Source organism: Amycolatopsis sp. 195334CR (assembly GCF_017309385.1).
In the GTDB taxonomy this organism is placed as follows: Bacteria; Actinomycetota; Actinomycetes; order Mycobacteriales; family Pseudonocardiaceae; genus Amycolatopsis.
In genome coordinates this window covers 4,767,511-4,786,248 of sequence record NZ_JAFJMJ010000001.1, presented here as the reverse complement: position 1 = coordinate 4,786,248, position 18,738 = coordinate 4,767,511, and the positions used below count along the sequence as shown (strand labels likewise).

Sequence of the window (18,738 nt, the reverse complement as noted above, 5' to 3'; positions counted from 1 at the left end):
CCCTCTCGATACCCGCGGTGGCGACCACGCTACCGGGCGGCGCGAACGCCGCGTCGGCCCTCGTTTCCACCTATGTGTTCTCAACGTAATACGTTGTATTACGGCCAGCACACATAGGTCGAATTCGCCGGGCGCCTGTGACCTGCACAACAGGACCCTGGCGCACTCGGCCGAGTCTTATAACTTATGAGTCATGAGCCCACTGTCGTCGCTCCGCGTTCTCGACGTCGCCACCCTGTTCGCCGGGCCGTCCGCGGCGGCCATGCTCGGGGACTTCGGCGCCGACGTGATCAAGATCGAGCACCCCCGCAAGGGCGATCCGGCCCGCGGCCACGGCCCGGCCGCCGAGGGCGCCGGCCTGTGGTGGAAGTCGCTGGCCCGCAACAAGCGCACCGCCGCGGTCGATCTGTCCACTGAGGACGGCCAGGCGATCCTGCGGGAGCTGGCCGCGCGCAGCGACGTGCTGATCGAGAACTTCCGGCCGGGCACGCTGGAGCGCTGGGGCCTCGGACCGGCCGAACTGCACGAACTCAACCCGCGCCTGGTGATCGCGCGGATGACCGGATTCGGCCAGTCCGGCCCGATGGCGAAGCGGCCGGGGTTCGGCACGCTCGCCGAAGCGATGAGCGGGTTCGCCTCCTCCACCGGTGAGCCGGACGGACCGCCGGTGCTACCGCCGCTGGCGCTGGCCGACGGCATCGCCGGGCTGGCCATGGCCTACGCGGTGATGGTGGCGCTGGACGCGCGCCGGCAGACCGGCCGCGGGCAGGTGATCGACATGGCGATCATCGAGCCGATCCTGGGGCTGCTCGGGCCGCAGGTCACCGCGTACAAGGCGCTCGGCGTGCTGCCGCGGCGCACCGGTAACCGCTCCAACAGCAACGCGCCGCGCAACACCTATCGCACGCGCGATGGCCGGTGGGTGGCGATTTCCACCAGCGCGCAGTCCATCGCCGAGCGGGTGATGCGCCTGGTCGGCAGGCCCGAGCTGATCGACGAGCCGTGGTTCGCCACCGGTCAGGGCCGGGTCGCGCACGTCGAAGAACTCGATGCCGCCGTCGCCGGGTGGATCGCCGAACGCGACAGCGAGGACGTGATCGCGGCCTTCGAGGAGGCACAGGCGGCGATCGCGCTGGTCTACGACGCCTCCGACATCGTGAAGGATCCGCAGTACCAGGCGCTCGGCACCTTTCTCGACCTGCCGGACGAGGAACTCGGCGAAGTCACCGTGCAGAACGTCCAGTTCCGGCTGTCCGAGACCCCCGGCGAGGTCCGGTGGCCCGGTCCGGCGAAGGGCAGGCACACCGACGAGGTGCTCGGCGAACTCGGCTACGACCACACGCGGATCGCGGCGCTGCGGGACCGGGGCGTTGTCGCGTGAACGCGCCGCTGACCTGGCTCTACGTCCCCGGTGACCGGCCCGAACGGTTCGAAAAAGCCGCCGCGAGCGGGGCCGACGTCGTGCTCATCGACCTGGAGGACGCCGTCGCGCCCGCGGACAAGGACACCGCACGCGCGACCGTGGCCGAATACCTGTCCCAGCCGCACGACGGGCCGCCGCGGCACGTGCGGATCGGCGACCTCGGCGATCTCGCCGCGCTGGCCGGGTTGCCCGGGCTCGGCGGTCTCCGCCTGCCGAAGGTGGAATCGACCGCCCAGCTCGACGCGCTGGACAACCTGCTGCCCGCGGGTTTCCGCGTGCACGTGCTGATCGAGTCGGCGCGCGGGCTCGCCGCCATGGACGAGATCGCCGCCCACCCCCGCACCGCCGGTCTCGGCCTGGGGGAACAGGACCTGGCTTCGGCGCTGGCGCTCACCGCGTCCGACGCGCTGGACCACCTGCGACTGCGCGCGGTGCTCGCCGCCGCGGTCGCGGGACTTCCCGCACCGGCCATGTCGGTGCACGCCAACGTCCGGGACGACGACGGGCTGCTGCACAGCACCCGGCGCGGCCGGGAACTCGGCATGTTCGGCCGCTCGGTCATCCACCCCCGGCAGATCCCGGTGGTGCGGCGGGCCTTCGCGCCGAGCGAGCAGGAGGTGGCCAGGGCGCGCGCCGTGGTCCAGGCCGCCGAAGCAGCCGGCGCCCGCGGGGCGATCGCCCTGCCCGACGGCACCTTCGTCGACCAGCCCATCGTCGACCGCGCACGCCGCGTCCTCGAGCTGGCCGCACGCCTGGCCGCCTGAATTCCTTTTTCACGCCCGCTACAAAGGAGTACACATGGGCGTCGCCGTCTGGGCGCTGGTCACCTACATCGTTGTCATCGTGGTCTGGAACGCCGTCCTCAAGCGCAACATCGGCGAGGCCATGGTGCTGGGCTTCGTGGTGGTCTGCCTGTTCGGCGGGACCGAAGCGCTTTCGCTGGCCGCGGCGGGGATCGCCGACGCCGCCGCCGAAGAGGTCGTGTTCGCCGCACTCGCGTTCGTCTTCATGGGCTACCTGCTCACCGAACTGGGCCTGATCGACCGCCAGGTCACCCTGCTCAACGCCGTGTTCGGCCGGATGCGCGGGGGTTCCGGGTACGTCTCGACGGCCGCCTCCGCGCTGCTCGGCGGACCGGCGGGCTCGGGGTCCGGCATCGCCGCCTCGGTCGGCTCGGTGACCATTCCGTGGATGGTCCGCTCGAACTGGCGGCCCGAACTGGCGGCCAGCCTGGTCGCGGGCAACGCCGGACTGGGCATCTCGATCCCGCCCAGCTCGTCGATGTTCCTGCTGCTCGGCTCGGCCGCGGTGGCCCCGGTGCTGACCGCCGACCAGCTGCTCGTCGGCGCCTTCGTCGGTGGTTCGTGGACGGTGCTCTACCGGTTCCTGGTGGTGTTCATCTGGGTGCGCAGGCACAAGATCGGCCGGGTGGAGCCCGAGGGCATCCTGCCGTTCCGGACCGCGTGGCGGCAGGGCTGGACCTCGCTGCTGGTCTACGCGGGCATCGCCATCCCGGTGTTCCTCACCGTCGAAACCGGGCAGAAGCTGCTCGAAGGCTGGATCGGCGAGGACGCGGCCGGCGAGATCAGCATCGTGGTCTGGATCCCGGTGCTGATGATCATCGGCACCCTGCTGGTCGCCTGGCGGCGGCTGCCGCGCACCGGCCGCGGCTGGAACGAGCTGCTCGGCGCGATGGCCCCGAAGTACGCGATCATCGGCGCCACCCTGTTCTTCGCCTTCGCCGCGGCGGCCTGCCTCGGCGAACTCGGCCTGGTCGCCGAGCTGACCGGGCTGATGGAACGCATCGACGCGCCGGCCGTGGTGATCGCCACGCTGGTCGGGCTGCTGATCGTGATCATCTCGGCGCCGCTGACCGGGACCGCGACCATCGCCGCGGTCGGCGGGGTGAGCTTCAGCGCGCTGGTCGCCGCCGGGGTACCGCCGGTCGCGGCGGCGGTGGCCATCCTGATCTTCGCCTCCACCGAGGGCGCCTCACCACCGGGCGCGGCGCCGATCTACATCGCCAGCGGCATCGCCGGGGTGGACCCGGCCCGGATGTTCGTCCGGCTGATCCTCTGGTTCGTGCTGCCCGTCCTGCTCATCGGCGTGCTGGTCGCCGTCGGTGTGCTGCCCCTCTTCGCCTGAACCCACTGGAGCCCCTGATGAGCGAATCGCCCGCCCGCGCCCTGCTCAAGCGCGTCACCATGCCGGTCTTCAAGCTCGGGCTGGTGGTGTTCCTGGTGCTCGGCGTGGCACTCGTGCTGGGGCAGGCCGCCGGGATCGTGGTGGGCAGCGGCGCGGTGGTCGAAGGCGTGGCCGGTGTGCTCGCCGTGCCGATGACCACCGCCGCCGCGATCACCGGCCTGCTCGGCTTCGTGCTGTCCTACCTGCACCACTGGTCCGGTGGCGAGGACTGATCCGTGTGGTACCGCACACGTTCCCGGTGCTCCAGCCGGGCCTGGGCAGGTGCGGGTCCCGGCGTTGTGGCAGCCTAGGTTGTCGACATCGGAGCAGTTTCGGAGAATTCTTTGCAGACCAGCGCGGTAGCCGAACGCCCACCGGAGCAGGCGCTCGCCACGGCACCGGAGCTGGCCTGGCGCCAGGTCTCGGTGGTCGCGGGCGCGGTCGCGGCCCTGCTGCTGGGGACCAGCTGGCGCTACGGGTTCTTCGGTGACGAGCTGTACTTCCGGGCCGCCGGGCGGCACCTGGGCAGCGGGCTGGCCGACCAGCCGCCGCTGGTCCCGCTGGTGGCCCGCGCGATGGACCTGCTCTTCGGCCAGTCCGTGATCGGCACCCGGCTGCCGATCATCGCGCTGGTCGTCGCCGGGGTGTTCCTGTCCGCGCTGATCGCCAGGGAACTCGGCGGCGGCAAGCTGGCGCAGCTGCTCACCGCCGGGGTGTTCGCCGTCTCGCCGTTCTTCATGTACGGCGCCGGGCACACGCTGTCCACCCAGTCCTTCGACTCGTTCTTCTGGACGCTGACCGGCTGGCTGGTGCTGCGCTGGGTCCGCAAGCGCGACGACCGGCTGCTGCTCTACGCCGCGCTGGTCACCGCCGTCGGGCTGCAGGCCAAGGTCATGCTGGCGGCGTTCTGGATCGGCATCGCGATCGCGGTGCTGCTGCTCGGCCCGCGCAAGATGCTGCTGAAGAAGCAGCTGTGGCTCGGCGCGGTCGTCGCCGCCGTGGTGGCGGTGCCGTTCCTGCTCTGGCAGCGTGCCCACGACTGGCCGCAGGCGGCGATGACCGAGGTGGTGGCCAAGGAGATCGAGGCGGAGGGCGGCGGCAAGGAGACCTTCTTCCCGGTCGCCTTCTCCTACGTCGCCGGGCCGCTGGGCGCGGTGATGCTGTGCATCGGGGTGCTGGCCCTGCTCTTCGCGCCGACGCTGCGGCCGTTCCGCTTCTACGGCCTCGCCGCGGCGGGCATCATCGCCGTGTTCTGGTACAACGACGGGCGCTCGTTCTACATGGCGGGGCTCTTCGTGGTGTGCTGGGCGGCCGCGGCGGTGGTGATCGAGCAGCGCGGGCCGAAGCGCGCGCAGGTGCGCTGGATCGCCGGGCCGATCTACGCGGTGTGCGGGGTGCTCATGCTGTGGGGCCTGCCCGCCGGGCCGCCGATCTGGCCGCTGTCGCACTACGCGAACCAGCCGTTCAGCCCGGCGAACATGCAACTGGAGGAGTTCGGCTGGCCGCACATGGTGGACGCGGTGGAACGCGCCTACCTCGCGGTGCCGGAAGCCGAACGCGCCACCACCACCGTGCTCGCCGGGCACTACTGGCAGGCCAGCGCGCTCGACGAGTACGGCCCGGAGCGCGGCCTGCCCGAGGTGCACAGCCCGCACCGGGGTTACTGGTACTTCGGCAGCCCGCCGGAAACGGCCACCACCGCGATCGTCGTCGGTTTCTCCCCGCAGGACGCCGAATCCCTGTTCGCCGAGGTGAAGGCGGTGACGCTGGTGGACAACGGCGAGCAGATCAACAACGGCACGCAGGGGCAGGCCGTGTTCATCTGCCGGGGCCCGCTGCGGTCGTGGGCGGACGCCTGGCAGTACATGAGCCCGATGCAGTCGTAGACCCTAGGCTTCGGCGAGCACCTTTTCGATCACTTCCCGCTGGTCGTCCCTCGCCGGGTCCGCGGCCAGCGTGAGCAGGGCCTTCCACAGCGCCCAGCCGCGGGCCCGCGCCCACATGCCCTCGTCCTGGTCGACCGCCTCGCGGAAGGCCGCGCGGGCGCGGTCGTCGAGCATCGTCCAGGCGAGCACCAGTTCGCAGGCGGGATCACCGACGCCCGAGGTGCCGAAGTCGAGCACCCCGACCAGCTTTCCGTGCTCCACCAGCAGGTTGCCGAAGGCGAGGTCGCCGTGGAACCACAGCGGCGGGCCGTCGTAGCGCGCTTCCAGCGCCGCTTCCCAGACGCGGGTCGCCCGCGCGGTGTCCACCTGACCGTCCAACTTGGACAGACAGCGCCGGGTTTCCCCGTCGTAGTGGGCGGGCGGGGTGCCGCGGTGGAAGCAGTGCGCGCCGGCCAGCGGCCCGCCGGTGGTGTCGCAGCGCTGGAGCGCATGGATGAACTCGGCCACCGACACGGCGAACGCGGGCAGGTCGGGGAGCCGTTCGGGTACCGCGGTCTCGCCGGGTAGCCAGCCGCGGATCGACCACGGGAAGGGATAGCCCTCCCCTGGTTCGCCCCGGCCGAGGATCCGCGGCACGGCGACCGGCAGCGCGGGCGCCAGCCGCGGCAGCCACTCGTTCTCCTTGGCCACCGCGGCCACGTAGACCTCGGCGGTCGGCAGGCGGGCGGTCATCGTGTCGCCGAGGCGGTAGGTCCGGTTGTCCCAGCCGTCGACCTCCACCGGAATCACTTCGAGGTCCCGCCAGTGCGGGAACTGCGCGGCGATCAGGCGCCGGACCAGCGCGGCGTCGATCCCGGCACGACCATCAACAACCATGTGGCGATCATCCCGGCGGAGTCAACGGAATTTTTGCTGTCCGCCGGACTCGACCTGTTCCTCGAACGCGGCGCGGAGGCGTTCAGCATCGAGCAGGTGGCGCGCCGCCTGCTGCGACGGCTCTACGGCGCGATCGAGGACTATCCCGAGTTGGCCGCCGCCTACCGGAACCAGCTCGGCGACCACCGCGACGACGCCCGGCGGGCTGTGCTGGTGCAGGCGCGCGACCGCGGCGAACTGCCCGCCGACACCGTTCCGGACGGGCTGCTGGACGTCCTGGCCGGGGCGGGCTGGCAGCACCTGGCCACCCGGCCGGACACCACGTCGGCCGCCGAAACCGAGGAATTCCCGCGGGCGATGCCGGGCGGCGAGCTGGTGATCATCGGCGGGCACCGCGGCCGGCGGGGTCCGCCGGCGATCACGATCTCGCTGTTCGGCTGGTTCGTGGCGGTGCGAGGGTTCCTGCTGATCGCGGTGCCGAACACGGTGTCGTCCGCGGTCGACGCCACCATGCTCTCCCCGACGGCGCTGCTGCTGGCCCGCCTGTTCTTCGCTGGCCTGGCGGTGATGGGCCTGGTCGTCACCTATGCGGGCTGGTTCACCCATCCGCGAGCCCCTCGGGCCGCGTGAGGCGCGGCCCTCTGTCACGAATGTGGCTTTCGAGACGCCTGGCGTCTCGAAAGTGGCTTTCGTGACACTCGGCACGAGGCCCCGACCACCACTCCTCGGCGATGCGCCCGGCCCGGGCAGCGAGTCCGGCGGAGTCCCGGCAGTCCCGACAGAGCCCCGGTGGCCATCCCCTTCCTCAGCCACCACCGGGCGGCCGCGGCGCCCCGCCGATCAGCATCCCGGCCACCTCAGCCACCCGGCATCGTCGCTGGTCGGAGGGTTTCACCACCCCGGATTTGCATGGTTATTCCCTTGGATGCATACTCTTGCTATGTCCAAGGTTCTCACCTCCCTGCCCACCGGCGAACGGGTCGGCATCGCCTTCTCGGGTGGCCTCGACACCTCCGTCGCGGTCGCCTGGATGCGCGACAAGGGTGCGCTCCCCTGCACCTACACCGCCGACATCGGCCAGTACGACGAGCCCGACATCGCCTCGGTGCCCGGCCGCGCGACCGCCTACGGCGCGGAGATCGCGCGACTGGTCGACTGCCGCGCGGCGCTGGTCGAGGAGGGCCTGGCCGCACTCAGCTGCGGCGCGTTCCACATCCGCTCGGCCGGCCGGGTCTACTTCAACACCACCCCGCTCGGCCGCGCGGTCACCGGCACCCTGCTGGTCCGCGCCATGCTCGAGGACGACGTCCAGATCTGGGGCGACGGCTCCACCTTCAAGGGCAACGACATCGAGCGGTTCTACCGCTACGGCCTGCTCGCCAACCCGCAGCTGCGCATCTACAAGCCGTGGCTCGACTCGGCCTTCGTCACCGAGCTGGGTGGCCGCAAGGAGATGTCGGAGTGGCTGCAGGAGCACGGCCTCCCCTACCGCGACAGCACCGAGAAGGCCTACTCCACCGACGCCAACATCTGGGGCGCCACGCACGAGGCGAAAACCCTCGAGCACCTGGACACCGGCATCGAGACGGTGGACCCGATCATGGGCGTCCGGTTCTGGGACCCCGAGGTGGAGATCCCCGCCGAGGACGTCACCATCGGCTTCGACCAGGGTCGCCCGGTGAGCATCAACGGCAAGGAGTTCGGCAGCGCGGTCGAGCTGGTGATGGAGGCGAACGCGATCGGCGGGCGCCACGGCATGGGCATGTCGGACCAAATCGAGAACCGGGTGATCGAGGCCAAGAGCCGCGGCATCTACGAGGCCCCGGGCATGGCGCTGCTGCACGCGGCCTACGAGCGGCTGGTCAACGCCATCCACAACGAGGACACGCTGGCGCAGTACCACAACGAGGGCCGCCGCCTGGGCAGGCTGATGTACGAGGGCCGCTGGCTGGACCCGCAGGCGCTGATGGTGCGCGAGTCGCTCCAGCGCTGGGTCGGCACCGCGGTGATCGGCGAGGTGACGCTGCGGCTGCGGCGCGGGGACGACTACTCGATCCTCGACACCACCGGCCCGGCGTTCAGCTACCACCCGGACAAGCTGTCGATGGAGCGGACCGAGGACTCCGCCTTCGGCCCCGGCGACCGGATCGGCCAGCTCACCATGCGCAACCTGGACATCGCCGACTCGCGTGCCAAGCTGGAGCAGTACGCCGGGCTCGGCCTGGTCGGCAGCACGCACCCGAAGCTGATCGGGGCCGCGCAGGCGGCGTCGACCGGGCTGATCGGCGCGATGCCGGAGGGCGGCGCCGAGGCGATCGCCTCCCGCGGCCGCGCCTCCAGCGACGCGGTGCTGGACCGCGCCGCGATGGAGTTCGGCACCGACTGAGGTCCCGCTCGCCCGCGCCCCCGACCGGGGCGCGGGTCAGCGGTGGCTGAGCACGTTCACCACGCGGCCGTTCGGATCGCGGACGAAGAACCGCCGCACGCCCCACTCCTCGTCCTGCAGCGGGTGCACGATTTCCGCGCCACTGGCCAGGAATTCCGCGTACGCGGCGTCCACATCGTCCACTTCGATGCTGACCTCCGGGCACACCGGCGCGGTTTTGTCCGCCGTCATGAAGCTGAGCTGCGCCCCCGGGTTGTCCGGCGACGCCAGCGTCACGATCCAACCGTGGTTCATCACCTCCTCGAAACCGAGCAGGCCGTAGAACTCGCGGTTCTCCCGCTCCTTCTCGGACTGGACAACGGGCATCACACGGCGCACGGACATGCGCCCAGTCAACCAGGTCCCTTGACTTGAACCATGGTTGAGGTTGTTCGCTGGTCGCATGCACGCAATCGTTCTGCACGAATACGGCCCCGCGGCGAACCTGCGCTACGAAACGGTGCCCGACCCCGAGCCTGGGCCCGGTCAGGTGCGCATCGCGGTCCGCGCCGCCGGGGTGCACTTCATCGAAACGGTGATGCGCACCGGCGTCCAGACCGGGCTCGCGCCACCGCCGCCCGAGCTGCCGTCGATCTTCGGTGGCGAGGTCGCGGGCACGGTCGAATCGGTTGGCCCGGAGGTGGACGCCGCCTGGCTGGGCGCGCGGGTGGTCGTCTCCGCGAGCGAGCCCGGCGGTTACGCGGAACTGGCGGTCGCCGAGGTGTCCGCGTTGCACCGCGTTCCCGCCGAGGTCGGGTTCGAGGCGGCGGTCGCGATGGTGGTCACCGGCACCACCGCGCTTCAGTTCCTCGACGTCGCCGAGCTGACCGCCGAGGACACCGTCCTGATCACCTCGGCCGCCGGCGGGATCGGGCAGCTGCTGGTGCAGTACGCACGCGGTCTCGGCGCCACCGTGATCGGCGCGGCGGGTGGCCCGGAGAAGGTGGAGGTCGTGCGGGCGCTCGGCGCCGACCTGGTGCTGGACTACAACGAGCCGGGGTGGGAAAAGGCCGTCGACGGGCGTCCGGTCACCGTGGTCCTCGACGGCGTCGGTGGCGCGAAGGCCGAAGCCGCCTACCGCCTGCTCGCCGATGGGGGCCGGCTCCTCACCATCGGCACGTCGTCGCAGCAGGACCACGTGCCGGACCCGGAACTGGCCGCCGCGCGCGGCATCACCACCAGAAACGCGCTCCTCGACCTCCTCGGGCGGCTCGACGAGGGCCCGGCGTACGAAGTCCGGGCGCTGGCCGCGGTGGCTGAGGGAAAGCTCGTTCCCGCCGTGCACGCGTTCCCGCTCGCCGAAGCCGCCGCCGCGCACGCGGCCCTGGAAAACCGCGCCACCAGCGGGAAGGTGGTGCTGGTTCCCTAGGCGCGCTGCCGCTCGGCGCCGGTTCCGTGGTGGTGCAGCCATTCGACGAGTTCGTGCACGGTCGCCCAGTCGCCCTGGTCCGCCAGGGCGGGACGCAGGTGCACCAGGAGTTCGGCGACCAGCACCTCGGCGGGTTTCGGGGTGCCCAGCCGGACGTCCACGCCGGGGCCGGTGAGACCGTGGCGGGCCGCCGCCCACACCGCGGCGGCGGCGACCTGCGGATCGCAGGGGGCGGCCTCACGTCCGGCAGCCAGGTCCGACAGCGCGCGGTGCACGAGTGCGCGGGAGAGCAACGCCTGCAATACCGCCTCGCCGACCGTGCTCGCGGTATCGGCGGTCCGGAACTCGACGGTCGGGAACTTGGTGGACAGCCGCAGCAGCCAGAAGCTCATGTCCGCGTCGATCAGCACGCCGCAGTCCACCAGCCGGTCGACCGCGCGCTCGTAGGCCGCGAAGTCGGCGAACCACGGCGGGATCCCGGAGCCGGGAAAACGGGACTGCTGCACCATGCGCCAGCTGGCGTACCCCGTGTCGTGCCCGGCGTGGAACGGGGAGTTGACCGACAGCGCCAGCAGCGTCGGCAGCCACGGGGCCACGTGGTTGACCACGGCCACCGCGGTGTCGCGGTCTTCGAGTCCGATGTGGACATGGCAACCGCAGGCCTCGTAGTCGGTGACGACCGCGCGGAACCGGTCGTCGATGGCCCGGCCGCGCCCGCGTCCCCGGCCGGGCGGCGGTGAGGGTTCGGCGGGCGTGCCGGTCGCCATCGGCATCGCGCCGTGCTCGGCGGCCGCGCGGGTGACCAGCTCGCGGCCGGTGGTCAGCTGGTCCTCGAGTTCGGCGGCGGTGCGGCAGATGCCGGTGGCCACCTCGATCTGGGTGTCCCGCAGTTCACGCCGGACCGCCGGGCTCCCGGCCGTGTGGCACACCTTGTCGGCGATCGGGACCGGCACCCGATGGGCGTCGACGAGCACGAACTCCTCCTCGACGCCCATCGTGCTCATGGACTCATGAGTACCCGGGCTCCCGCCGTCGAATCGTGCGCCGGATCACGGGTAGAAGACGCCGTTGAACCACTGCCCGCTGGCGTCGTCGGCGTAGGTGTCGACGTTGAAGTTGTAGTTGCCGTGCTTGCCCTCCCACAGGTAACCCGGCAGGCCGGAGGCGGCGTTCGCGTCGCAGATGATGTCGTCGGTGCACAGGGTGAGCACCGGGACGTCGCCGAAGAAGTCGTCGGCCCCCGACAGCGGGAACCCGGCCACCGGCGCGACGAGCGGGTGCGCGGCGGCACCGGGCGCGCCCGGGTCGCCCGCCCGCTTCGGGTCGGCGATCAGCACCGCGTTGACGTTGTCGAAGGTCTCCCAGTTCTCGGTGACCCAGGTGTGCACCACGGCCGCGCCCAGCGAGAAGCCGATCGCCTTGACGTGCTGGTCCTGGCAGGCGTTGCGGTGGTCGCGGATCAGCCGGTTCAGTTCGTTCACCCCCTGCCGGGCGTTGATGCCGATCGGCTGGGCGGGGTAGCCGACGCGCTGGCTGATGTTGCCACCCCAGTAGGGCGCGGCGGAGTTGTTGTCCCCCGTCCCGCCGACCACGATCGTGTAGGTGCCCTCGCACGACTGGGCCTGCGCCGCGGGCGCCCCGGCGAGCACCACGCCCGCGGTGGCCATGACCCCGGCGAGAAATGCGGAAATCCTCTTCATTCGTCAGAAACTAACGAACAGCAATGAATTCCTGATGAAACACCAACCCCCGATCCGGTGACTTGACCTTCACACCGATGTCAGGGTCTAGGTTCGCGGCCGTCGCCGATTCGAGGGAGTGCCATGCCGGGAGCCATTGTCATCGGAGCGGGCCAGGGCATCGGCCGCGCGGTCGCCGCCCGCTTCGCGAGGGAAGGCCTGCCGATCGCCCTGCTCGCCCGGACTGCTTCCACCCTCGAAGCCGTCGCCGCCGCGGTCGGCGTTCACGGCACCGAAGTGCTCTCGCTGACCGCCGACGCCGCCGACGAAGCCTCGTTGCGCGGCGCGCTCGACGCCGCGATCGACCGGCTCGGGCCGCCGGAGGTCGTGGTCTACAACGCCGCGCTCATCCAGCCCGACGCTCCCGGCGAACTGAGCGTCCGCGAGCACCTGGCGGCGTACACGGTCAACGTGCTCGGCGCGCTGACCGCGGCCACGCACGTCCTGCCCGCGATGGCCGGGGGCTCGTTCCTGATCACCGGCGGCATGCCCGAGCCGAAAGCCGGTTACACCAGTCTGTCCCTGGGCAAGGCCGGGGTGCGCACGCTGGTCGGACTGCTCGACCACCAGTACGGAGCCGAGGGCGTCCACGTGGCTTCGGTGACCGTGGACGGCCCCGTCGCGCCCGGCACCGCCTTCGACCCCGACGACATCGCCGAGCACTACTGGCGGTTGCACACCCAGCCGCGTCCGGAGTGGACGGCCGAGGTGCTCCACAGTGGACTCAGCCGTCGTGCGCGGTGATCGCGTAGCCCTCCGGGGCAGCGAAGGTGAACATCCGGCCGAACGGGCCGTTCTCCGGCGCCCGTAGCACCGGGACACCGGCGCCGGCCAGCCGGTCGTGCAGCGCCTGCGCGTCGTCCGTGCGGAACCACAGCGCGATCCCGGCGCCCGGCTGCTCGATCGCGTCGAGGTCGAGGCCCGGCAGGGGCTCGCGCACGGCGAACGGGATGGGTTCGGTGGCGAACACCACCGCGCCCGGCGGGGAGGCGGGCGCGCGGGTCAGGCCGAGCTGCTCCTCGAAGAAGAGGGCCGCCTTCGCCACGTCGCGCACCTGCAGGGCGAGGAAGTCCGGTCCCATGAGTACCTCCTGGTTGATGTCAGGACTTTGACATGAGCGACGGTAGACCCGGCGGTGGTCGTATGTCAAACTCCTGACATGCAAGACGTGACCGCCCGCCTCGGGTACCGCCTCAAGGGGGCCGCCGCCGCCCTGCGCGGCGCCATGGACAAGGCGCTGCGGGAGCACGGGCTGACCGTGCCGCAGTACGCCTGCCTCGAACTGCTCGACCAGCAGCCGGGGTTGTCGAACGCCGAACTGGCCAGGGGGACGTTCGTCACCCGGCAGTCGATGAACGTGGTGCTGCGCGCGTTGCAGGCCGACGGGCTGATCACCCGGCCCGCCACCAGCGACCACGGGCGGGCGCTGCCGGCGCGCCTCACCGACGCGGGTCAGGAGCGCCTGGACCAGGCACGGGCGGCGGTCTACGCGATCGACCAGCGCCTGACCGAGGCCGTTCCGGCGAGCCGCCGGGCGCAGTTCCTCGCCGATCTCGACCGGATGGCGGCGGCGGTTTCCTCGGGCTGAAAGCGCGGTGAAAGCCCCCTCGCGAGACTGGCGCCCGACGCACGAGGCAGCTTGACCGAGGGAGTGGGATGACCGGGCCCGGTATGCCAGGGCAGTACCCGCCCCAGCAGAACCAGCAGTACTCGCCGCACCAGAACCAGCAGCCGCCGCACCAGCAGCCGCAGCAGCCGCAGCAGCCGTCGCCGCCGGGCCAGCCATCGCAGAGCCAGCAGCCGCAGCACCAGCAGTTCCAATCCCAGCAGCAGTACCCGCAGCAGCACCACCCCCACTACGGCCAGGGGTATCCGCCGCCGAAGCGGAAGCTGGGGTTGCTGATCGGGGTGCTCGCCACCGTCTTCGTGCTCATACTGGCGGGCGTCGGCATCTGGGTCTTCACCGCGAACGACGAGCCCGACGGGCCACCACCCATCGACGCCTCCCAGGACGTGGAGAAATCGCTGGGCGGCTGCGCGGTCTTCGACGAGCACGAGGTGAAGGCCTACATCCCCGGCCGGATGACGTTCAAGCCGACCGGGTCCAGCAGTTCCTCGGACGCGCGCGAACAGGGGCAGTGCAACTGGAGCAACACCGACACCTGGTCCCAGGACAAGGTGCCGGCGGCGCACCTGATCGTCACCAGTTACCACTTCCGCGCCACCCGGACCGAGTCCGGAGTGGACGCCGCGAAAGAGCACTACCGGCGCAGTGCGCAGAAAGGTGCCGCGGTGAACGTGCGGGGCGCGGACGAGGCCCTGATCACGGTCAACAAGACGTCGGCGGACGTCACTGCCCGCTACCGCAATGTCGTCTACAAATTCGAGTACTCCAACAAATCCGACGGCGCGAACGTCTCGGCCACCGCGACCGAACTGGCCAACGTCGCCATCGCCAAGGTCGTTCCGGACCCCCGGTAGGACACCGACCTCGCGGAACGGGGGCGCGGGCGAACCGGCCCGCACCCCCGGGTATCCGTCAGACCATGAAGAACAGCACGATGCCGATCAGCGCGAGCACCTCGATGATGGCGAAGGTGGTCCACGCGAGCGTCATCAGCTTGCTCTGCGCTTCCGGCTGGCGCGCGGTGCCGTTGATCACCGCGGAGAAGATCAGCCCGACCCCGATACCCGGACCGATCACCCCCAGTCCGTAACCGATGGTGGCGAGTCCGGGATTGATGTCGACGGCGGCTTGGGCGAGAACCAGATTGCTCATCGGATTTCCCCTTCGCTCCGCGGGCCCGGCCGGGCCCGGCCCGTCAACTGTGGCCGGGCCGGACCGCCCCCCGCGACCGCCGAATCGGCGCAGCGCCGGGGAAATTCAGTTCAGTGGACGAGTTCCTTCCGGAATTCCACCGCCGTCACGCACGGATTCGGCGAGTTCCGCCAGCGCGGTCAGCGCGACCCGCTGCGTAAGCGGGCCGTAGGAAATGCGCGCGACACCGAGTTCGACGAGCCGTTCCTGCGACGGCAAACCCGGCAGCCCGATGACGGTCAGCCGCTGCGGGCCGAATGCCTCGCTCAACGTGGAAATCTGCTCCTCGGAAAGCAAACCGGGCACAAAAACCACGGGTGCGCCCGCGTCGAGGAAGGCCTTGCCGCGCTGGACCGCGTCGGCGAGCACCTCGGCCGGGTCGCGGTCGCCCGCCTTCACGAACGCGTCGGTGCGCGCGTTGAGCACAAAATCGGGCACGCCCTCCGAGGCCGCGGCCTTCACGATCGCCTCGACCTGCGCGGCCGCCTCGGTGAGCGGCTTGAGCTGGTCCTCGATGTTGGCCCCGGCCACACCGACGCCGATCGCCCGCCGGACCGTCTCGGCCGCGTTCCCGTAACCGCCTTCGAGGTCCGCGCTCACCGGCAGCTCGGTGGCGGCGACGATCCGCCCCACCTCCTCGATCATCTCCGCGACCGGGATCTTCTCGCCGTCCTCGTAACCGCGCGAAGCGGCGATCGAGTGGCTGGCCGTCGCGAGCGCGGTGGTGCCCGCGGTGTCACCGACCACCTTCGCGCTGATCACGTCCCAGACGTTGACCACCCGCAGCAACTCCGGCTCGCGGTGGAGCCGGAGCAGTTCGGTGGCCTTGGCCGCGACATCCTTGCCGGTCATCTGGACCTTCCCTCACCTGTTCGTGGCGCCGGCGCCACCGCCGGCCCGCCTGCGGCCAAGTCTGCCCACTCACCGGCCCGCTCGGCCAGTTGCCCCACTTCGGCGGCCTTGGCGGGGTCCCCGGCCTGGTCGAACAACGCGCGTGCCTCCTCGAAGGCGGACGCAGCGGCGCGCGGATCCGTATCGGCGTGGGCCTTGCCGAGCCCGGTCAGCGCGGTAGCCAGGTACGAGTGCCAGCCACGGGTGCGCCACAGCGCCACCGACTCCTCCAGGTAGGGCACCGCCCCGGCCGGGTTGCCCGCGGCGAGTTCGAGTTCACCGAGCAGTTCGAGCGCCTCGGCCAGGTGGTGGGTCATCCGGTACTCGCGGCTGAGCGCGAGCGAGGCCTGCGCGGTCGGGACCGCCTCGGGGTCGCCGCACTGGAAGTGCAGGCGCGCCAGCGCGAGCAGGGTCAGCACCTCGGTGTAGTTGTCGCGGTAGCGGCGGGAAATGGCCAGCGACTCTTCGAGCATCCGCCTGCTCGTGCCGAACCGGCTCAGCTCGCGGTGCCCGATCCCGGCGAACTGCAGGGCGGTGGCCTCGCAGCGCGGATTGCCCAGTATCCGGGCGTGCTCCAGCGCGTTGTCCGCGTGGGCGATGGCGATGTCCACCCGCCGGTTCTGGAAGTGGGCCAGCGCGAGCGCCAGTTCGGCGCGGATCCGCCCGCCGAGGTGACCCGAGATCTCCGCGAGGCCGAGCGCGCGTTCGGCCATGGCGACGGCCTCGGTGTAGGCACCGGTGGCGGTGAACGACCACGCGCACATCACCGCCGCGTCCGACATCCCGCGTTGGTGCCCCAGTCCGGTGAACACCTCCAGCAGGCGCAGGGCCTCCGCGTGCAGCCGGGCCATCGCGTTGCCGTCCTGCCCGTCGGTGATCCACGTGGTCACGTCGAGCAGGCCGCGCAGCATCACCGCTTCCCCGAGCCGGTGCCCGGTGTCCCGGCAGACGGTCATCACCTCGGTGTCGAGCTTGGCCCAGTCCGCGTACATGCCCCGAAGGTCGAAGTACTTCTCCAGGCACCCGGCCAGGTCGAAGGCCAGTTCGGCGTCGCGGAGGCGGCACGCCTGACGGACCGCCGACAGCAACGCGGCGCGCTCGGCGTCGAACCAGCTGTCCGCCCATTCGTCGCGGAACCCGCGCAGGAGGCGCTCAGCCCGCGGACGCACCGCGTCACCGCTGATCGAGGCGTAACACGGGCCGGGGATCTTCGCGGCCATGCGCTCGGCGAGGGCGAGCCAACCGCCCAGACCACGGGAAACCACCCGCCGCCGCTCGTCCTCCGGTTCCTCGGCCTCGGCGCGTTCGGCGGCGAAAAGCCTTACCAGGTCGTGAAAGCGGTAGCGGTACTGACCGGCGGGGTCGGTGCCGGAAACGCTGAGCAGGTGCGCGTCGACCAGTGCCTCGGCGTGCTCGGTCGCCTCGCCCACCGGGCAGTCGAGCACGGTCGCGGCCAGCCACGCCGGGAAATCCGGTACCTCGAACAGGCCCAGCAGGCGGAACAACCGTCGCGAGCGCTCATCGAGCCCCTGGTAGCTCAAGGTCAGCGAGGCCCGCACGGCCAGATCACCGGTGGCCAGCCGATCCAGGCGCGCGTCGCGGAGTTGCGCGGCCAGATGGGCCAACCGCCACGCGGGCCGGGCAGCCAGCCGGGCGCCCGCGATCCGCACGCCGAGCGGGAGCGCGCCGCACAGGCTGACGATCTCCGCGGCGTCCTCGGCTTGTGAGCGCACGCGGTGTTCGCCGGCCACCCGCGCGAGCAGTCCCACCGACTCCTCCGCGGTGAACACGTCGAGGTCGATGCGCCGGGCGCCTTCGAGCGCGGTCAGCCTGGCTCGGCTGGTGATCACCACGGCACTGCCCGGCGTGGCCGGCAGCAGCGGCCGGACCTGCTCCTCCGAAGCCGCGTTGTCCAGCAGCACCAGCACTTTGCGCCCGGCCAGCAGGGTGCGGTACAGCTCCGCCCGTTCGGCGGGCTCGGCCGGGATCGCCCGGTCCGCCAGCCCGAACGCGCGCAGGAACCGGGCGAGCACGTCACCGGGTTTCAGCGGAGACGCCTCCGCCCCGCGCAGGTTCGCCCAGAGCTGCCCGTCCGGGTAGGCCTCCGCCGCCTGCCGCGCGGCGTGCAGCGCGAGCGCGGTCTTGCCGACCCCGCCCATCCCGGCGATCACCGTGACCCCGGCGCGTCCGGTCAACTGCTCCCGCAGGGCCGCCGATTCGCCGGGGCGGCCGGTGAAATCCGGGACCCCGGACGGGAGCAGCGCGGGCGGCGACCACGCGCGGACGCGCACCGCCGGTTCCGGTTCGCCGTCCTCGGGCGGTGCCGGGGTGGCGAGCGCGGGATCGGCACCCAGGATGCCGGTGTGCAGCCGGTTCAGCGCCTCACCGGGATCGACGCCCAGCTCCTCGGCGAGGCGGCGGCGGGCGCTTTCGTAGCAGGCCAGCGCGTCGGCGGTGCGGCCGCTGCGGTACAGGGCGAGCATCAGCTGCCCGGCCACGCGCTCGTTGAACGGTTGCGCGGCCAGCGCGGCACCGCAGGCCGTCACCACTTCGGCGGTGCGGCCGCCGCGCAGCCGGAGGTCGTTCAGTTCGAGTTCGGCGGCGAACCGCTCGCGGTGCAGTGCCTCTCGCAAGCCGTTGAACCACGGCGAATCCACGGTGGCGAACGGCTCTCCGCGCCACAGGTCCAGTGCCTGCTCGAACAGGGCCGTGGCCTGCCCGTCGTCGGCGGCACGAGCCCGCGCGGTCAGTGACCGGAACCGGTGGAGGTCGACCGCGCCCGGGTCCACGGCCAGCAGGTAGCCGCCGGGCCCGCGCTGGATGGTGACGGCTTGCGAGAGCAGCGAAAGCGCTCGGCGCAACCGGGAGACGTAGCTGTAGAGGGTCGCCTGCACCCCCTGCGGGGCCCGTTCGCCCCACACGCGGTCGACCAAACGGCCGACCGGCGCCAGTCGATCGGCGTCCACCAGCAGCACGGCCAGCACCTGGCGCTGCCGGGCGTGCCCGAGCGCGACCGGCCGACCGTGTTCGCGGGCCTCGATCGCCCCCAGCAAGGAGAACTCCGCCGCCATCAGAATTCCTCTCCGGCTTGGCGTTCAAGATATGCCCAAGGTTCCGCCAAGCGCCA

Annotated in this window: 19 protein-coding genes; 11 read left to right on the top strand and 8 right to left on the bottom strand. The window is 71.4% G+C overall.

The window, feature by feature from the left end:
• Positions 1-193: 193 nt before the first annotated feature.
• From JYK18_RS22490 to JYK18_RS22470, 5 genes are all read left to right on the top strand, one after another.
• Positions 194-1,381, top strand: a complete 1,188-nt coding sequence (locus JYK18_RS22490) for a CaiB/BaiF CoA-transferase family protein (protein WP_206803900.1) — start codon at positions 194-196, stop codon at positions 1,379-1,381.
• Complete coding sequence (locus tag JYK18_RS22485; RefSeq protein WP_206803899.1) at positions 1,378-2,187, top strand: CoA ester lyase; 810 nt, start codon at positions 1,378-1,380, stop codon at positions 2,185-2,187. The genes JYK18_RS22490 and JYK18_RS22485 overlap by 4 nt, the downstream gene beginning before the upstream one ends.
• Before the next feature lie 34 nt (positions 2,188-2,221).
• Entirely contained in the window at positions 2,222-3,568 is a 1,347-nt protein-coding gene (locus JYK18_RS22480) for a TRAP transporter large permease subunit (protein ID WP_206803898.1), read from the top strand.
• A 17-nt stretch (positions 3,569-3,585) separates the two neighbouring features.
• Positions 3,586-3,840 (top strand): hypothetical protein, encoded by a 255-nt coding sequence (locus tag JYK18_RS22475; RefSeq protein ID WP_206803897.1) that lies wholly within the window; start codon positions 3,586-3,588, stop codon positions 3,838-3,840.
• 111 nt (positions 3,841-3,951) lie between these two features.
• Positions 3,952-5,493, top strand: coding sequence for a glycosyltransferase family 39 protein (locus JYK18_RS22470; RefSeq protein ID WP_206803896.1), 1,542 nt, complete (start codon positions 3,952-3,954; stop codon positions 5,491-5,493).
• A gap of 3 nt (positions 5,494-5,496) precedes the next feature.
• Here the strand turns inward: JYK18_RS22470 and JYK18_RS22465 are convergent, their stop codons facing one another.
• The gene (locus tag JYK18_RS22465) at positions 5,497-6,369 is read right to left on the bottom strand and encodes an aminoglycoside phosphotransferase family protein (RefSeq protein WP_206803895.1); all 873 of its coding nucleotides are present in this window, start codon (positions 6,367-6,369) and stop codon (positions 5,497-5,499) included.
• Here JYK18_RS22465 and JYK18_RS22460 point away from each other — a divergent pair, their 5' ends adjacent.
• Both JYK18_RS22460 and argG read left to right on the top strand, forming a co-directional pair.
• Complete coding sequence (locus JYK18_RS22460) at positions 6,370-6,999, top strand: TetR-like C-terminal domain-containing protein (protein ID WP_206803894.1); 630 nt, start codon at positions 6,370-6,372, stop codon at positions 6,997-6,999.
• 310 nt (positions 7,000-7,309) lie between these two features.
• Positions 7,310-8,755, top strand: coding sequence for an argininosuccinate synthase (gene argG / locus JYK18_RS22455; protein WP_206803893.1), 1,446 nt, complete (start codon positions 7,310-7,312; stop codon positions 8,753-8,755).
• A 36-nt stretch (positions 8,756-8,791) separates the two neighbouring features.
• On the opposite strand, the gene JYK18_RS22450 is transcribed toward argG, so the two are convergent.
• A complete protein-coding gene (locus JYK18_RS22450) occupies positions 8,792-9,139 on the bottom strand; it encodes a VOC family protein (protein ID WP_206803892.1) in 348 nt (115 codons plus the stop codon).
• A 58-nt stretch (positions 9,140-9,197) separates the two neighbouring features.
• Between JYK18_RS22450 and JYK18_RS22445 the strand changes: the two genes are divergently transcribed.
• On the top strand, positions 9,198-10,163 hold the full coding sequence (locus JYK18_RS22445) for a zinc-binding dehydrogenase (protein WP_206803891.1): 966 nt from the start codon (positions 9,198-9,200) through the stop codon (positions 10,161-10,163).
• On the opposite strand, the gene JYK18_RS22440 is transcribed toward JYK18_RS22445, so the two are convergent.
• Entirely contained in the window at positions 10,160-11,167 is a 1,008-nt protein-coding gene (locus JYK18_RS22440; protein WP_206803890.1) for a glutamate--cysteine ligase, read from the bottom strand. The genes JYK18_RS22445 and JYK18_RS22440 overlap by 4 nt on opposite strands.
• Before the next feature lie 45 nt (positions 11,168-11,212).
• Entirely contained in the window at positions 11,213-11,863 is a 651-nt protein-coding gene (locus JYK18_RS22435) for a cutinase family protein (RefSeq protein ID WP_206803889.1), read from the bottom strand.
• 123 nt (positions 11,864-11,986) lie between these two features.
• On the opposite strand from JYK18_RS22435, the gene JYK18_RS22430 reads away from it, so the two are divergent.
• Positions 11,987-12,646: an SDR family NAD(P)-dependent oxidoreductase gene (locus tag JYK18_RS22430; protein WP_206803888.1), complete on the top strand. Its 660-nt coding sequence runs from the start codon at positions 11,987-11,989 to the stop codon at positions 12,644-12,646.
• Here the strand turns inward: JYK18_RS22430 and JYK18_RS22425 are convergent.
• A complete protein-coding gene (locus tag JYK18_RS22425) occupies positions 12,627-12,983 on the bottom strand; it encodes a VOC family protein (protein ID WP_206803887.1) in 357 nt (118 codons plus the stop codon). The two genes, JYK18_RS22430 and JYK18_RS22425, sit on opposite strands and share 20 nt — an antisense overlap.
• A gap of 78 nt (positions 12,984-13,061) precedes the next feature.
• Between JYK18_RS22425 and JYK18_RS22420 the strand changes: the two genes are divergently transcribed.
• Positions 13,062-13,490, top strand: coding sequence for a MarR family winged helix-turn-helix transcriptional regulator (locus JYK18_RS22420; protein WP_206803886.1), 429 nt, complete (start codon positions 13,062-13,064; stop codon positions 13,488-13,490).
• A 68-nt stretch (positions 13,491-13,558) separates the two neighbouring features.
• The gene (locus tag JYK18_RS22415; RefSeq protein WP_206803885.1) at positions 13,559-14,383 is read left to right on the top strand and encodes a hypothetical protein; all 825 of its coding nucleotides are present in this window, start codon (positions 13,559-13,561) and stop codon (positions 14,381-14,383) included.
• 58 nt (positions 14,384-14,441) lie between these two features.
• Here JYK18_RS22415 and JYK18_RS22410 read toward each other — a convergent pair whose 3' ends face one another.
• The 3 genes from JYK18_RS22410 to JYK18_RS22400 form a co-directional block, all read right to left on the bottom strand.
• Positions 14,442-14,681 (bottom strand): ATP F0F1 synthase subunit C, encoded by a 240-nt coding sequence (locus JYK18_RS22410; protein WP_206803884.1) that lies wholly within the window; start codon positions 14,679-14,681, stop codon positions 14,442-14,444.
• Between the two features lie 105 nt (positions 14,682-14,786).
• A complete protein-coding gene (locus JYK18_RS22405; protein WP_206803883.1) occupies positions 14,787-15,572 on the bottom strand; it encodes an isocitrate lyase/phosphoenolpyruvate mutase family protein in 786 nt (261 codons plus the stop codon).
• Positions 15,569-18,682: an AfsR/SARP family transcriptional regulator gene (locus tag JYK18_RS22400; RefSeq protein WP_206803882.1), complete on the bottom strand. Its 3,114-nt coding sequence runs from the start codon at positions 18,680-18,682 to the stop codon at positions 15,569-15,571. The genes JYK18_RS22405 and JYK18_RS22400 overlap by 4 nt, the downstream gene beginning before the upstream one ends.
• Between the last annotated feature and the right edge of the window lie 56 nt (positions 18,683-18,738).

Coding starts and splice junctions, on each gene's coding strand:
- JYK18_RS22490 (WP_206803900.1), top strand. CDS start 194: ATGAGCCCACTGTCGTCGCTCCGCGTTCTCGACGTCGCCACCCTGTTC.
- JYK18_RS22480 (WP_206803898.1), top strand. CDS start 2,222: ATGGGCGTCGCCGTCTGGGCGCTGGTCACCTACATCGTTGTCATCGTG.
- JYK18_RS22475 (WP_206803897.1), top strand. CDS start 3,586: ATGAGCGAATCGCCCGCCCGCGCCCTGCTCAAGCGCGTCACCATGCCG.
- JYK18_RS22465 (WP_206803895.1), bottom strand. CDS start 6,369: ATGGTTGTTGATGGTCGTGCCGGGATCGACGCCGCGCTGGTCCGGCGC.
- argG (WP_206803893.1), top strand. CDS start 7,310: ATGTCCAAGGTTCTCACCTCCCTGCCCACCGGCGAACGGGTCGGCATC.
- JYK18_RS22450 (WP_206803892.1), bottom strand. CDS start 9,139: ATGTCCGTGCGCCGTGTGATGCCCGTTGTCCAGTCCGAGAAGGAGCGG.
- JYK18_RS22445 (WP_206803891.1), top strand. CDS start 9,198: ATGCACGCAATCGTTCTGCACGAATACGGCCCCGCGGCGAACCTGCGC.
- JYK18_RS22440 (WP_206803890.1), bottom strand. CDS start 11,167: ATGAGCACGATGGGCGTCGAGGAGGAGTTCGTGCTCGTCGACGCCCAT.
- JYK18_RS22435 (WP_206803889.1), bottom strand. CDS start 11,863: ATGAAGAGGATTTCCGCATTTCTCGCCGGGGTCATGGCCACCGCGGGC.
- JYK18_RS22430 (WP_206803888.1), top strand. CDS start 11,987: ATGCCGGGAGCCATTGTCATCGGAGCGGGCCAGGGCATCGGCCGCGCG.
- JYK18_RS22425 (WP_206803887.1), bottom strand. CDS start 12,983: ATGGGACCGGACTTCCTCGCCCTGCAGGTGCGCGACGTGGCGAAGGCG.
- JYK18_RS22420 (WP_206803886.1), top strand. CDS start 13,062: ATGCAAGACGTGACCGCCCGCCTCGGGTACCGCCTCAAGGGGGCCGCC.
- JYK18_RS22415 (WP_206803885.1), top strand. CDS start 13,559: ATGACCGGGCCCGGTATGCCAGGGCAGTACCCGCCCCAGCAGAACCAG.
- JYK18_RS22410 (WP_206803884.1), bottom strand. CDS start 14,681: ATGAGCAATCTGGTTCTCGCCCAAGCCGCCGTCGACATCAATCCCGGA.
- JYK18_RS22405 (WP_206803883.1), bottom strand. CDS start 15,572: ATGACCGGCAAGGATGTCGCGGCCAAGGCCACCGAACTGCTCCGGCTC.
- JYK18_RS22400 (WP_206803882.1), bottom strand. CDS start 18,682: ATGGCGGCGGAGTTCTCCTTGCTGGGGGCGATCGAGGCCCGCGAACAC.